Raw genomic sequence first — 13,674 nt, 5'->3', positions numbered from 1 at the left:
CCATCCCAAGAGCCTGAAGGGGCAGGGAGCGCAACGCGCGCTGTCCTTTACCGGGCGCCCTTGGCGCGAAAGGATTGTGCCATGCCGTCGCGCCTGAGCTTTGCCCTGTTGGGCTGCGCCCTTGCCGGTCTGACCGGCGGCGCGGCGCTTTGGTTTGCGGGGGATGCGCGCCTTGCCGCGCAGCTCTGGTCGGCGGGGGTGATCCCGGTCTTGCTGGGGCTTTTGGTCGAGATCCTGCGCAGCCTGCGCCGCGGCGAGGTGGGGCTTGACATCGTGGCGGCGGTGTCGATGTCGGCGGCTTTGCTGCTGGGGGAGGCCTTGGCCGCCGCCGTGGTCGCGCTGATGTATTCTGGCGGCACCTTTCTGGAAAGCTATGCCGAAACGCGCGCCCGCCGCGACATGACGGCCCTTTTGTCGCGGGTGCCCCGGCGCGCCACCCGTCTGGTGGGCGGAGCGTTGCAGGAGGTGCCGCTGGAGGCGCTGGGCCCGGGCGATCTTGTCTTGATCCGCCGGGGCGATGTGGTGCCGGTGGATGGGACGCTGCACAGCGCAAGCGCGCTGGTGGATCTTTCAGCCTTGACGGGTGAATCGCTTCCCCTGCGGCAGTCGCAAGGGCAAGAGGTGATGAGCGGCGCCACCAATGTGGGCGAGGCTTTTGAACTGACCGCCGCGCGCCGCGCCGCCGACAGCACCTATGCGGGGATCATCCGGCTGGTCGAGGCGGCGCAGGCCTCGAAAGCGCCGATGGCGCGGCTGGCCGACCGCTGGTCGCTGGTGTTTCTGGCGCTGACGCTGGGTTTGGCGGCGGCGGCGTGGTGGGCCAGTGGCGACCCGATCCGGGCGGTGGCGGTGCTGGTGGTGGCCACGCCCTGCCCGCTGATTCTGGCGGTGCCGGTGGCGCTGGTGGCAGGGCTGTCGCGCGCCGCGCGCCATGGCGTGCTGATCAAGGGCGCGCGTCCGCTGGAAGCTCTGGCACGGATCGGCACGCTGATCCTGGACAAGACCGGCACCCTGACCGACGGGCGGCCGCAGATCGTGGCGATCCACACGGAAGCCGGTTTCAGCGCGGAGGAGGTGCTGCGCGCGGCCGCCGCGCTGGATCAGGCGTCACATCACCCGATCGCGCAGGCGGTGGTTGCGGCGGCGCTGGCGCGCGGGCCGATGCTGCCGATCCCTCAGGAAACCATGGAAACCCCCGGCGAAGGCGTCACCGGCCGGGTGGAGGGGCAGTGGGTCGCGGTCGGCGGCCTTGGCTTTGTGGCCGTGCAGTTGGGGGGAGACCTGCCGTCCGGTCCGGCCGCGCAGGCCGGGTCTGTGCAGGTGGCGGTGGCCATTGGGCAGCGGCTGGCGGGGCGGGTCGTCTTGGCCGACGGACTGCGACCCGGCACCGCCGCGCTGCTGGCGGGTCTGCGCCGCCTTGGCGTGGGGCGAATCCTGCTGGCGACCGGAGATCGGCGCGCGGTGGCCGAGGCGGTGACGGCGGGTCTGGGTCTGGATGCGCTTCACGCCGAGCTGACCCCGGAGCAGAAGGTGGCTTTGGTGCGGGCCGAGCATGCGCGCGGCGGCGGTGGCGTCATGATGGTGGGTGATGGCGTGAATGATGCCCCGGCGCTGGCTGCCGCCGATGTGGGCATCGCCATGGGCGCGCGCGGGGCGGCGGCCTCGGCCGAAGCGGCGGATGTGGTGCTGCTAGTCGACCGCCTTGACGGGCTGCTGGCGGGGCTGTCCATCGCCCAAGGCGCGCGGCGGATCGCGCTGCAAAGTGTCGGCGCAGGCCTTGGGCTGTCGGTGCTGGGCATGATCGCGGCCGCGTTGGGCCATCTGACCCCCGTGCAGGGCGCTTTGCTGCAAGAGGCGATTGACGTGGCGGTGATCCTGAACGCGCTGCGGGCGCTGCGGATCACCCCGGCCTTGGCAGCGCCTGTGCCCGCGGCCCCCGGCCCGACGGGACAGGGGTTTTCCTGACCGGAGGGCAGGATCGGCGCGGCTAGAGGCTTTGGCGCAAGCGCAGGGCAGGGGGCAGGCGGATGGTGGACACCGCTCCTTTTTCGCCCGCGATGCGGCGGGTGAGCAGAGTGAGCGCCGCATCCACCGTATCGGCCACTGGGTTGGCCACGGTGGTCAGGCTGAACGGCTCCCATGCGGCGGCGGGAATATCGTCAAAACCGCAGATCCCCACATCCTCGGGCACGCGCAGGCCAAGACGGCGGGCGGCCGCGATGGCGCCGATGGCCATGGCATCATTGCCGCAGACAATCGCATCGGGCCGACTGGGCGCGGTCAGCAGTGCGAGCGCCTGCACCATCCCGCTGTCGGTGGTGTAATCGCCGCGCCGGGTGTCGGTCAGCGCAAGGCCCTGCGCCGCCAGCGCTGCCGTCAACCCCTCGAAGCGTTCCACATTGGAAAAGGTGTCGGCGCGCCCGCCGATCCAGGCGATGCGGCGGCGGCCTGTGGCCACCAGCCGCTCGGCGATCATCGCCATCCCGGCGCGGTTGTCGCAACACACCGAATCGGCGCCGCCGCCGTCCAGCACGCGGCCCACCACCACGATGGGCGCGCCATTGGCCGTGCAGCGTTCGGCCAGCTTCTGGTTCACCGATCCCGCCGCGATCACCGCGCCATCGACCTGATAGGCCAGCGCATGGTCGAGCGCGGGTTCGATTTCCTGTCCCGGCGAGACCGGCACCAAGAGCGGCCACAGACCCCGGCTGCGGATGCGTTGCGACAGGATGTCCAGAAACCAGCTTTCATAAGGGCTGGAGAGCGCCCCCACCACCACCGCGATCAGCCCGGTGGCGCCGCCGGTGAGGCTGCGCGCCATCAGATTGGGGCGATAGCCCAAATCTTCCGCCACTTGCAGGATATGGGCCCGCTTGTCGGGCTGGATGCTGGCCCCTTCGGTAAAGGCCCGCGACACCGCCGAACGCGACACCCCGGCCCGCGCCGCCACATCATCCGCCGTCACCCGCATGCTGCCCCCAACTGGTTCGAGAAAGTGAACGCGATTTCACGATAGACACAGGGCTGTTACATTTCAAGATTAATCAGCCTTGACACAAAGGGAAAGAATCGCAAACGATGAATGCACACGCTTTCAAAACCGCGTCGAGGGAGGACGAAATGGGAGTCGAGGCGCTGGAGCTGCAGGGGCTTTCCATTCGTTTGGGAGGCACCCAGATCCTGCATGATGTGACGTTGAATGTGCCTGCGGGCAGCTTCACCTGCCTGCTGGGCCCTTCGGGCTGTGGCAAGACCACGCTGTTGCGTTCAATCGCGGGATTTGCGCCGCCTGCGTCGGGCGATATCCGGCTTGGCGCGCGCTCCATCGCCGCTCTGCCGCCGGAAAAGCGCGGCACCGCGATGGTGTTCCAATCCTATGCGCTGTGGCCGCATATGACGGTGGCGGGCAATCTGACCTATCCGCTCAAACTGCGCGGCGTGCCCCGGGCGGAACGCGAGGCGCGGGCCGAGGCGATGCTGGAGATGCTGGGGCTGTCCGGCTATGGCGCGCGGAAGGTGGCCAATCTGTCGGGCGGGCAGCGCCAGCGCGTGGCCTTGGGCCGGGCCCTGATCATCGACCCGCCGATCCTGCTGCTGGATGAGCCGCTGTCGAACCTTGATGCCGCCATCCGCCGCAATCTGCGCGGGGAACTGCGCCGCCTGCAACAGCGGCTGGGCATCACCACCATCATGGTCACTCATGATCAGGAAGAGGCGCTGGCGATGGCCGATACCATCGTCCTGATGCGCGCCGGCGAGGTGGTGCAGGTCGCCGCCCCGCAAGACCTGTACACCCGCCCCGCCGATCTGGACGCGGGTCGCTTTCTGGGCGTCGACAATGTGGTGGTCGCGCGCCCCGATGATCCGGTGGCGGGCGAGACCTTGGGCTTTCGCAGCAGCGATGCCCGCATCCATGCGCAGCCCCCGCAGAATTCCCTCATCCGCCATGGCACGGTTCAGGACTGTGCCTATACGGGCGGGGGCTATCACCTTCAGCTTGCAAGCGGAGCCGAGGTGATTTCGGCGATGTCCGACGTGCCTGTCACGCCGGGGTCGCAGGTGTGTGTCGCCGTGCCGACCGCATCGCTCATGGCGTTTGGCGCCGACCAGAAGTTGCTGCCGAACTGATCCCATCCACAGCGGAGACTAGCCAATGAAACGTTCTGTCTTTCTCGGCGCGGCCTTCAGTGCCGTCCTCAGCCTTCCTGCCGCCGCCCAGACCTTGAATGTGGTCACAGCGGGCGACACCAATATGGTGGATTACATCAACGATTACCTCGGGCCCTTGTTCGAGGAACAGAACCCCGGCGTCACCGTGCGCGCGCTGGGCACCGGCCCCGGCGATGGCGGCAGCCAGGCGCTGTATGAAAAGCTGGCCGCGCAAAAGGACAATGACGTCTGGGATGTCGATGTCGGCGTGGTGCATCAGCGCATGGCCGGGCAGATGGTGACCGAAGGTCTGCTGCAATCCTACCGTGACCGCGCCGCGACCGGCGATCTGGTCACCACGGGCAGCGCCGAGAACGCGCTGGGCGTGGATGTGGGCGGCTATGTGATGCCGATGTTCCAAAGCCAAATCGCCATTGCCTATAACCCCGCGCTGGTGCCCAACCCGCCGCAAAGCTATGCCGAGCTGGTGGACTGGGCCAAGGCCAACCCCGGTCAGTTCGGCTATAACGGCATCACCGGCGGCATGGCGGGCGTGGGCTTTGTCTTTGGCTGGATGTATGCCTTTTCCGACATGGCCGATGCGCTGCGCAGCGGGCCGTTCGATGCCGCCGCCGCCGAGTCTTGGGGCCCGGCTTTGGCCAGCCTGAAAGAGTTCAACAGCGTCGCCACCATCACCCCCGGCAATGCGGGCACGCTGGATGCGATGAACCGTGGTGAAATCGCCATGGGTCCGGTCTGGATGGACATGTTCTACACCTGGGTTGCCGATGGCCGCCTGAACCCGGACCTCAAGCTTCTGATCCCCGCGCCGGGGATGCCCGGACAGCCGATGTATTATGTGGTGCCGGAAAAGGCGGCTGAGGCCGATCTGGCGGTCAAGTTCATCGAGCTGGCCACCTCGCCCGAGGTGCAGGCCGAAGGCATCGTGCGCCGCTTCAACTGGCTGCCGGGCATCGATGCCAATGCGGTCAAGGAAAACCTGACGGCCGAGGAATGGAGCGCCCTGTTCACGGATGTTTCGCCCGAAGTGCTGGCCGAGCGCGGGCTGGCGATGCCGCAGGCGGATTACTTTCGCACCATTCTGGAAGCCTACGAACGGCAGGTTGCCAACTGACCCTTGGCCGGGGCGCGGCGCTGCCGTCGCCCCGGCGTTTTCCATCCGTTTCCCGAAGGTCTGCGCCCGATGTCCACCGTCCACGCCCCTCCGTCGCCCTTGCGCGGGATGTTGCCCGGCCTTTTGCTGATTGCGCCCGCGCTTTTGGCGATTGCGCTTTTGTATGTGGTGCCGCTGGCGCGGTCGGTGATCTTTGCCTTTGTCGATGCCGAAGGCGGGCTGACCACCGCGCATCTGCGCACCGCCATCGAGCTTTATGGCCGTGACCTGATCTTTACCGTGCTGGTGACGCTGGGCTCGCTGGCGCTGATCTCGGTCATCTCGATTGCGATTGCGGGGTATCTCACGCTGGGGGCCACGCCTTGGGCGGTGACGGCGTTGCGCTGGCTTTATCGTTGGCCCTTGTTCATCCCGTTCATCGTGGCGGGGCAAACCGCGCGCAGCTTTCTGGCGCGCAATGGGCTGATGAACGGCCTGCTGATCGATTCCGGCCTGATGGACCCTGCGCTGGCGCAAAGCCTGCTGGACTGGCGCGGGTTGGTGCTGACATTCGCATGGAAGCAGGTGCCTTTCGTGACGCTGCTGCTGGCGGGGGCGATGGCTTCGGTCGACCGCTCGACCATCGAGGCCGCGCGCAACATGGGGGCAGGGCGCCTGCGCTGCCTGTTGCAGATCGTGCTGCCGCAAGTGCGTGGCACGCTGTTGGTCGGGCTGATCCTGTCGCTGGTCACCATCCTTTCGGTGCTGTCGGTGCCCTTGATGGTGATTGCGGGCAATCCCACCATGATGACGGCGATGATGGCGCATCGGGTGACCTATTACGGCGATTACGCGGTCGCCAATGCGCTGGGCCTGTTCTCCTACCTGATCACAGCCGTGGCCGCTTACGTTTACTTGCGGATGACGCTGAGCCAGCACAAGGAAGGGGTGCGTTAAGATGGCGATTGCACAGCTTGCCCGGCGCGGGGCTTCCCATCTGATGCCCGCCGTGATGATCGGCTTTTGCGCCTTTGTGGTGTTCGGGCCGCTGACGAACCTGTTTCTTTGGGCTTTTGCTGAAAAGTGGTTCTTTCCGGCGCGTTACCCCACCGAATTCGGCTTTGACTTCTGGGCGCGGGTGTTCCGCCCGCGCGCAGGGGCGTGGACCTCGCTCTTCAACTCGGTCTGGATCGCGCTGGCGACGGTGGCGCTGTCGATGGCGCTTGCGGTGCCTGCGGGCTATGCGCTGGCGCGGCTGCGCCTGCCCGCGCGCGCGCTGATCATGCTGATCTTCCTTTTGCCACAGGCCTTTCCCAGCCTGCCGATCTTTGTGAACATCGCGCAGATGTTCTATGGCCTTGGGCTGAACGGCACCTATACCGGCGTGGTGCTGGTGCATTCGCTGCCCGGGCTTGTCTATGCCGTCTGGATCGCCACCGCCGCCTTTTCCGCCGTCGACCGCACGATGGAAGAGGCCGCCCGCAACCTTGGCGCTGCGCTCTTGCGCACCTTCTGGGACATCACCTTGCCTCAGGCGTTCCCCGGCCTTGTCGCGGCGTCGATCTTTGTGTTCCTTGACAGCATCGACGAATTCACCGGCACCTTCTTTGTCGGCACCCCCGACATCACCACGTTGCCGATCCTGATGTTCAACGCCTCGATGGGCGGGAATTACCAGATCGCCGCCATCACCGCGCTGATCCTTTTGATCCCGTCCATCGGGTTCATGCTGGTGATCGAGCGGTTCCTGAAGGCCGATGTGCTGTCGCGGATCGGAAGGTAAGCCCCATGCTGATTGCCCATCTCTCGGATCTGCACATCAGCGCGGGCGCGCCGGAAACCGCGCCCGTGCGCCTCGATGCACCGCAGATGGCCGCCCGCGTGGTGGCGGATCTGCTGGCCCTGCCGCAGGCGCCCGATGCGGTGCTGATTACCGGCGATGTGGCGGATGGCGGATCGGACGCCGATTATGCGCTGGTGCGCGACATTCTTGCGCCGCTGCCGATGCCCGTGTTCGTGGTGCCCGGCAACCACGACAAGCGCGGTCCGATGCGGGCGGCGTTTGACAGCACCATCCCCTATGCCGCGCCCGACACCTTGCACTTTGAAGCCGAGGTCGCGGGCGCGCATCTTCTGGGGCTTGACAGTCTGATCCCCGGACGGGTCGAGGGCGCGCTGGACACGGCCCAGCTGGACTGGCTGGAGGCGCGTCTTGCCGTGGTGCAAGGCCCGGTGTTCCTGCTGCTGCACCATCCGCCGTTTCCCACCGGCAACGCGCATTGGGATGCCAGCGCCCTGCGACAAGGCGGGGCGCGGCTGGCGGCACTCCTAGAGGCGCATCGAACGCCGTTGCGCTTGCTGTGCGGCCATGTGCATCAGGCTTTTCACAGCCAGTGGGCAGGGCATTATGCCGCCGTGGGCGGCAGTCCGGCGTTTCAATATGGCTTTGGCTTTGACGGCACCGAAGAGCCGCCGCTGAGCGACGGGCCCTATGCCTATTGGCTGCACCATCGGCGTGCCGATGGCAGTTTTGGCGTGCATCCCCGACAGGTCAGTCTGCCGCCGCGCGGCGATCTTGCGCCTTAGGCTGCGGACCCTGGCCGCCGCCGTCTTCGCGCATCTTGCAAAACGGGGCTCTGCCAGCAAAAGGCAGAGCCCTTTTGTCTTGCCCACACCGGCGCCCGCACCGTCGCAAAACCCTTGAAAACAGCGACGCCGGGCATCTTGCACAGCTGTGCAAAAACTCCTTGACTTGAGGGCAATCCCTGCCGATGCTGAGCTTGCACAGAAAGTTTCTGGTTTGCGGGGCGAGTCACGGACGCGCCTTGGCACGGGCCAGAGGGAACACGTCGGGTCACCTGCCGGGGAGGGCAGGGCCCGTCACGGGAGGAACGTCATGCCGCTACAATCAGTGCCCTTGGGCGCTCCCAATCTTGCACCCTGGTGCAACCGCGCCCGAGGCTTGCGCGGGGGCGCCCCGTCATGAGCGGTGTGGGAGTTTCGACCGTCGCGCCCGCCGGACGGGCCGCCAAGCCCTCGCGCAGCGCCGTGCTGCGCTATCGTGCCAAGATCGCCCTGCGCGAGCCGACCACGCTGATCGGCGTGCTGGTGGCGCTGCTTTTTGCCTATCTGATCGTGGTGCCGATCCTCTCGCTTCTGCTGGATGCAGGCCGCGTGCAATTCGGCGATGAACGCCGCATCGGCGAGCCTGCGGGCAGCTTCACCTTTTACTATGTGCTGCGCACCCTGACCTCGCCGGTGGCCAGCGACCTGTTCTGGAAACCGCTGGTCAACACCTTCACCATCTCGTTCAGTGTGATCGGCATTTCGCTGGTGATCGGCTGCATCCTTGCCTGGCTTTTGAGCCGCACCGATATGTTCGCGCGCCGCTGGTTTGCCACCGCGCTGATCGTGCCTTACATGCTGCCCGCTTGGACCTTTGCGCTGGCGTGGACCACCTTGTTCAAGAACCGCTCTGTCGGTGGCCAGCAAGGCTGGATGGAGAACCTTGGCTTCTCGCCGCCCGATTGGCTTGCCTATGGGCAAGTGCCGATCACGCTTATTCTGGCGCTGCATTACACGCCTTTCGTCATCCTGCTGGTCGGCAATGCCTTGCGCCGCTTTGACTCGCAGCTGGAAGATTCCGCCCGCATCCTTGGGGCCGGGCCGCGCGTGGTGGCGTGGCAGATCATCCTGCCCTTGATGCTGCCGTCGCTGATGAGCGCGGTGATCCTGATCTTCGCCAAGTGCCTTGGGGAATTTGGCGTGGCCTATGTGCTTGGCCTGCCGGTGAAATACGATGTGCTGGCCACCTCGCTGTATCGCAGCATCGGCTCGCGCCAGACTGGCGTGGCGGCGGTGCTGGCCGGGGCGATCATGCTGATCGGGGTGATCTCGCTGATGATCGATGCCCGTCTGGTGCGCGAGGCGCGCCGCTTTGTCACCGTGGGCAGCAAGGGCGCGATGGCGCGCCGCAAAAGCCTTGGCAAATGGCGCCTGCCGGCCACCGGCTTTGCCGCCACGGTGTTCCTGATCTCGGTCGGCCTGCCGCTGCTGACGCTGGTGCTGTCCACCGTGATGCGGGTGCCTGCGAATTTTGCATGGTCCAACTTCACGCTGGATTACTGGATCGGCACCAATCTTGAAACCGTCGCCATGCGCAGCGGGGTGCTGCTGACACCCGATCTGTGGCGCGCGGCATGGAACACGCTGTGGATCGTCGGCATCGCTTCGGCCTGTTCCGGCCTTCTGGGCCTGCTGGTGGGCTATGTCGTGGTGCGCACCCCTGTCAAACCGCTGTCGGTCTTCCTGCGTCAGGTCACCTTCTTGCCCTATCTGGTGCCGGGGATCGCCTTCGCTGCCGCCTACCTGTCGCTTTTTGCCGTGCAGCGGGGCCCGGTTCCGGCGCTTTACGGCACCGCCGCCATCCTGATGCTGGCGCTGATCGCCGATCAGATGCCCTATGCCTCGCGCGCCGGGATCTCGGCCATGATGCAGCTGGGCCGCGACCCCGAAGAGGCCGCGCAGATCGCAGGGGCAGGGTGGTTCCGCCGCATGACCGCCATCATCATTCCGATCCAGAAAGGGGCCTTGGTGACCGGCGTGCTGCTGCCCTTCATTTCGGGGATCAAGGGGCTCAGCCTCTTTGTCATCCTCGCCGTGCCCGCCACCGATGTGCTGACGACCTATTCGCTGCGGCTCATTGATTACAACTACACCCAGGCCGCCAATGCGGTGGTGCTCATCATCGCCGGGGTCGCCTATTTCGGAACAGTTCTGGCGCAGAAGGTCACCAAGACCAATCTGGCCGACGGATTGGGGAGCTAAGACCAATGCCCAAGATTACCCTGCGCGACGCAGACAAAAGCTATGGAAACGGCATCATCAACGCGGTGTCGGACCTGAACCTCGACATCGAAGATGGCGCCTTCATGTGCCTGCTGGGGCCGTCGGGCTGTGGCAAGACCACCACCTTGCGCATGATCGCCGGGCTGGAAAACCTGACCTCGGGCGAGATCAAGGTGGGCGAGCGCGTGGTGGACAACGTGGCCACCGCCACATTCGTGCCGCCGGAACGGCGCGACATGGGGCTGGTCTTCCAAAGCTATGCGCTTTGGCCGCATCTGACCATCGAACGCAACACCGATTTCGGCCTGCGCCTGCGCAACGTGCCCAAGGCCGAGCGCGAAGCCCGTGTGAATGCGGTGATGAAAACGCTGGGCATCGAGAAATACCGCGACCGTTACCCCACCCAGCTTTCGGGCGGTCAGCAGCAGCGTGTGGCCTTGGCCCGGATGCTTGCGGTCAACCCCAATGTGCTTTTGCTCGACGAGCCGCTGTCAAACCTTGATGCGCGTCTGCGACTGGAAATGCGGGCGGAACTCAAGCGCCTGCACGCGGAATTCAAGACCACCATCGTTTTTGTCACCCATGACCAATGGGAGGCAATGACGCTCGCCACCTCGATCGCCGTGATGAGCGAAGGGCGCCTGCAACAAGTGGGCAGCCCGAATGACATCTACGACCGACCCGCCAACCGCTTTGTCGCCGAGTTTGTCGGCAGCCCGCCCATCAACATCATTGAACTGGGCGCGGGGTCTGATCTGGCGATGGCGGCGCGGCGATACTTCAGCGATCATGTTCCGGCGCTTGGTCATGCAGGCTCGGTTGGCCTGCGTCCCGAGGCGATCAGCGTTTCGGAACGCGCCGAAGACATGCCGCGCGGCGCCTTTGGCGTGGATGCCACGGTGACGGGTGTTCTGCCCACCGGCGGCAGCTGGATCTTGGAACTGCGCACGGCGGAAACCACGCTGTTCGCCACCACCCATATCGCGCCGCGCCTCAAGGACGGCAGCCGCGCCCGCTTCTGGGTGGCGCCCGACGCGCTGCATGTCTTTGCCGCCGACGGCACCCGCCTGACCCAAGCCGATGACATGCTGGCCGCTGTCGCGCGCGCCCAACCTCACACCACAAAAAAGATCGCCTGACCAACAGGCACACCACACCCCAGGGAGGAGACTGGACCATGACCCACTTGAAGACCCGCCGGACCGTCAGGAACCGGGCCACACTGCTCGGCACCGGCCTTGCCACGCTGATGCTGGCGCAAGCGGCGCTGGCGCAAAACGCATGGGATGCCGAAGGCTTCGACCTTGAAGCGCTCATCGCCGCCGCCAAGGCCGAGCCGCCCATCACCGCCTATGACTCCACCGGCAAGATCGTCGAGATCGCCGCCGCGTTCACCGAAAAATACGGCATCCCCGCCAATGGGTCCAAAGTGTCGAGCGGGCAGCAGATCGAATTGCTGACCCGCGAAGGCCAGTCGGGCAATATCATCGGCGATGTCGCGGTGGTGCATGATGTCCCGCCTGCCGTGGCGCAGCTTTTCCCCATGGGGCTGGTGGAAAGCTGGCTGCCCCCGGATCTGGCCGCCACGATCCCCGAGGCACAGCAGGACCCGCTGGTGGTTGTCTCGGCCCCCAACGTCTGGGCCTATAACACCGAGGTCTATGACACTTGCCCCGTCAGCAACATCTGGGCGCTGACCGACCCCGAGTGGAACCGCCGCGTCGCCTTCCAAGATCCGCTGGGCAAACCGTCCTACACCGATTGGTTCAACCAGCTGGAAACCCATTTCGATGCCGAAGTCGCCGCCGCCTATGAGGCGCATTATGGCAAGCCCTTGGAAACCGATGCGCCGACCGCGACCAAGGCTTGGCTTCGGGCCTTGGCCCAGAACGCGCCTTTGCTGACGGACTCGGATTCGGCTGCCGGTGAGGCCGTGGGGGCCAAGGGACAGGCCGAGCCTTTCCTTGGCCTCGTCTCCACCGCAAAGTTCCGCGACAATGCGCCTGATGGGCTGCAACTGGGCCTGTGCGCCGGGATGGCGCCCTTTTCGGGCTGGATGTATCCGGGCTTTGGCGTGGTCTCCACCAAGTCGAAAAGCCCCAATGCCGCGCGCTTGTTCCTGCGCTTTCTGATGACCGAGGAAGGCATTCATCCGCAAACGCTGGACGGCAAGATCTCGTCCAACACCGAGGTGCCGCTGCATGCCGAAGAGCCTTCGGGCGTGGGTGAGATCCTTGATCAGATGATGCCCTACACCTCGGCCTCGGCGCTGTCCGACTATGACCTGCGGCAGGATTGGCAGGACTTCTGGCGGACGCATTACACCCGCTGAGCTTGGCCCCGGTGGCCGGAGCGCGCAAGCCCCGGCCACCCCCTGTTGCATCGGGGCCGCCGCGCCCCAACAGAGGTAGATCCCATGACATCCCCCAAAACGCCAAGGCCGTCGCTTGCTCTTGCCTCCGCGCTTGCGCTTGTCGTGCAAGCCGCCGCCGCGCAGGCCCAGACAGCGCCGCCCTTTGATCTTGAGGCCCTTGTCACCGCCGCCCGCAGTGAAGCGCCCATCAACGTTTATGACAGCACCGGCAAGATCGTCGACATGGCCGAGGCGTTCTCCGCCAAATACGGCATGCAGGTCACGGGCATCAAGGTTTCGGCCAATGCCCAGCTGGAAATGATCGTGCGTGAAGCGCAATCGGGCAATGTGCAAGGCGATGTGGCGCTGATCACCGATACCCCCGCCGGGGTGGCGCAATTGCTGCCCGAAGGTTTCGTGGAAAGCTGGATTCCGCCAGACATGGTGGATGTGGTGCCCGCGCAATTTCACAACCCGCTGGCCATCACCACCAATGCCAATGTCTTTGCCTATAACACCGAAGTGTATGACAGCTGCCCCGTCACCAACATCTGGCAACTCACCGACCCGGAGTGGCACCGCAAGGTCACCTTTGTCGACCCGCTGACCAAGGGCACCTATCCCGACTGGTTCAACCAGATGCAATCTCATGCCGACGCGCAGGTTGCCGCAGCCTATGAGGCCCATTACGGCAAGCCGCTGGAAACCGAGGAAGCCAGCGCCACCGCGGCTTGGGTCAAGGCGCTGGCCGCCAATGCGCCCTTGCTCACCGATGGCGACGATGCCGCCTCGGCCGCCATTGGCGCGCCCGGTCAGGCCGCGCCGTTCTTTGGCCTGCTCAGTTCGGCCAAGTTCCGCGACAACAGCGATCAGGGCTATAAACTGGGCCTGTGCGACACGCTGACCCCTTGGGTGGGCTGGAATTACACCAAGCTGGCGCTGATTGCCTCGGGCACGAAAAGCCCCAATCTGGCGCGGCTTTTCGTGCATTACACCCTGACCGAAGAGGGCATCATGCCCCAGATGGTCGATGGCAAGATCCCCACCAACCGCACCATTTCCATGCCCGCCGATGAACCTTCGGGCCTGATGGCGGTGGCGGATCGCATCTTCATCTACAACGCGGCCACCGCGCTTGACGATTGGGAAGCCCGTCAGGACTGGCAGGATTTCTGGCGCATTCATTACACCCGCTGATCCATCGGGCGCG

General features: G+C 65.6%; 11 protein-coding genes. 10 read left to right on the top strand and 1 reads right to left on the bottom strand.

The annotated features are described in order from the left end of the window. The first annotated feature begins 81 nt into the window (after window positions 1–81). Window positions 82–1,965: a heavy metal translocating P-type ATPase gene (locus CUR21_RS01420; protein ID WP_100195215.1), complete on the top strand. Its 1,884-nt coding sequence runs from the start codon at window positions 82–84 to the stop codon at window positions 1,963–1,965. 22 nt (window positions 1,966–1,987) lie between these two features. Here the strand turns inward: CUR21_RS01420 and CUR21_RS01415 are convergent, their stop codons facing one another. Next, complete coding sequence (locus CUR21_RS01415; RefSeq protein WP_100195214.1) at window positions 1,988–2,971, bottom strand: LacI family DNA-binding transcriptional regulator; 984 nt, start codon at window positions 2,969–2,971, stop codon at window positions 1,988–1,990. A 149-nt stretch (window positions 2,972–3,120) separates the two neighbouring features. Here CUR21_RS01415 and CUR21_RS01410 point away from each other — a divergent pair, with 149 nt between their 5' ends. The 9 genes from CUR21_RS01410 to CUR21_RS01370 all read left to right on the top strand — a co-directional run bounded on the left by CUR21_RS01410 (window position 3,121) and on the right by CUR21_RS01370 (window position 13,661). Next, window positions 3,121–4,128, top strand: a complete 1,008-nt coding sequence (locus CUR21_RS01410; RefSeq protein WP_100195279.1) for an ABC transporter ATP-binding protein — start codon at window positions 3,121–3,123, stop codon at window positions 4,126–4,128. A gap of 25 nt (window positions 4,129–4,153) precedes the next feature. Continuing rightward, the gene (locus CUR21_RS01405; protein ID WP_100195213.1) at window positions 4,154–5,284 is read left to right on the top strand and encodes an extracellular solute-binding protein; all 1,131 of its coding nucleotides are present in this window, start codon (window positions 4,154–4,156) and stop codon (window positions 5,282–5,284) included. 69 nt (window positions 5,285–5,353) lie between these two features. Further along, complete coding sequence (locus CUR21_RS01400) at window positions 5,354–6,220, top strand: ABC transporter permease (RefSeq protein ID WP_100195212.1); 867 nt, start codon at window positions 5,354–5,356, stop codon at window positions 6,218–6,220. A 1-nt stretch (window position 6,221) separates the two neighbouring features. Continuing rightward, window positions 6,222–7,046 carry an ABC transporter permease gene (locus CUR21_RS01395; protein ID WP_198431580.1) on the top strand — a complete coding sequence of 275 codons (825 nt, stop codon included), beginning with the start codon at window positions 6,222–6,224 and terminating at the stop codon, window positions 7,044–7,046. Window positions 7,047–7,051: 5 nt separating this feature from the next. Then, on the top strand, window positions 7,052–7,849 hold the full coding sequence (locus CUR21_RS01390; RefSeq protein WP_100195211.1) for a metallophosphoesterase: 798 nt from the start codon (window positions 7,052–7,054) through the stop codon (window positions 7,847–7,849). Window positions 7,850–8,245: 396 nt separating this feature from the next. Beyond that, window positions 8,246–10,090 (top strand): iron ABC transporter permease, encoded by a 1,845-nt coding sequence (locus CUR21_RS01385; RefSeq protein ID WP_100195210.1) that lies wholly within the window; start codon window positions 8,246–8,248, stop codon window positions 10,088–10,090. Window positions 10,091–10,095: 5 nt separating this feature from the next. Next, the gene (locus CUR21_RS01380; protein WP_100195209.1) at window positions 10,096–11,250 is read left to right on the top strand and encodes an ABC transporter ATP-binding protein; all 1,155 of its coding nucleotides are present in this window, start codon (window positions 10,096–10,098) and stop codon (window positions 11,248–11,250) included. A 38-nt stretch (window positions 11,251–11,288) separates the two neighbouring features. Then, window positions 11,289–12,443 carry an ABC transporter substrate-binding protein gene (locus CUR21_RS01375; RefSeq protein WP_232622639.1) on the top strand — a complete coding sequence of 385 codons (1,155 nt, stop codon included), beginning with the start codon at window positions 11,289–11,291 and terminating at the stop codon, window positions 12,441–12,443. 84 nt (window positions 12,444–12,527) lie between these two features. After that, on the top strand, window positions 12,528–13,661 hold the full coding sequence (locus tag CUR21_RS01370) for an ABC transporter substrate-binding protein (RefSeq protein ID WP_100195208.1): 1,134 nt from the start codon (window positions 12,528–12,530) through the stop codon (window positions 13,659–13,661). Window positions 13,662–13,674 lie beyond the last annotated feature (13 nt).

It is taken from the genome of Pseudorhodobacter sp. MZDSW-24AT, assembly GCF_002794355.1.
In the GTDB taxonomy this organism is placed as follows: Bacteria; Pseudomonadota; Alphaproteobacteria; order Rhodobacterales; family Rhodobacteraceae; genus Pseudotabrizicola.
The sequence above is the reverse complement of the archived record's forward strand: the minus strand, read 5'-3'. Positions and strand labels throughout refer to the sequence as shown.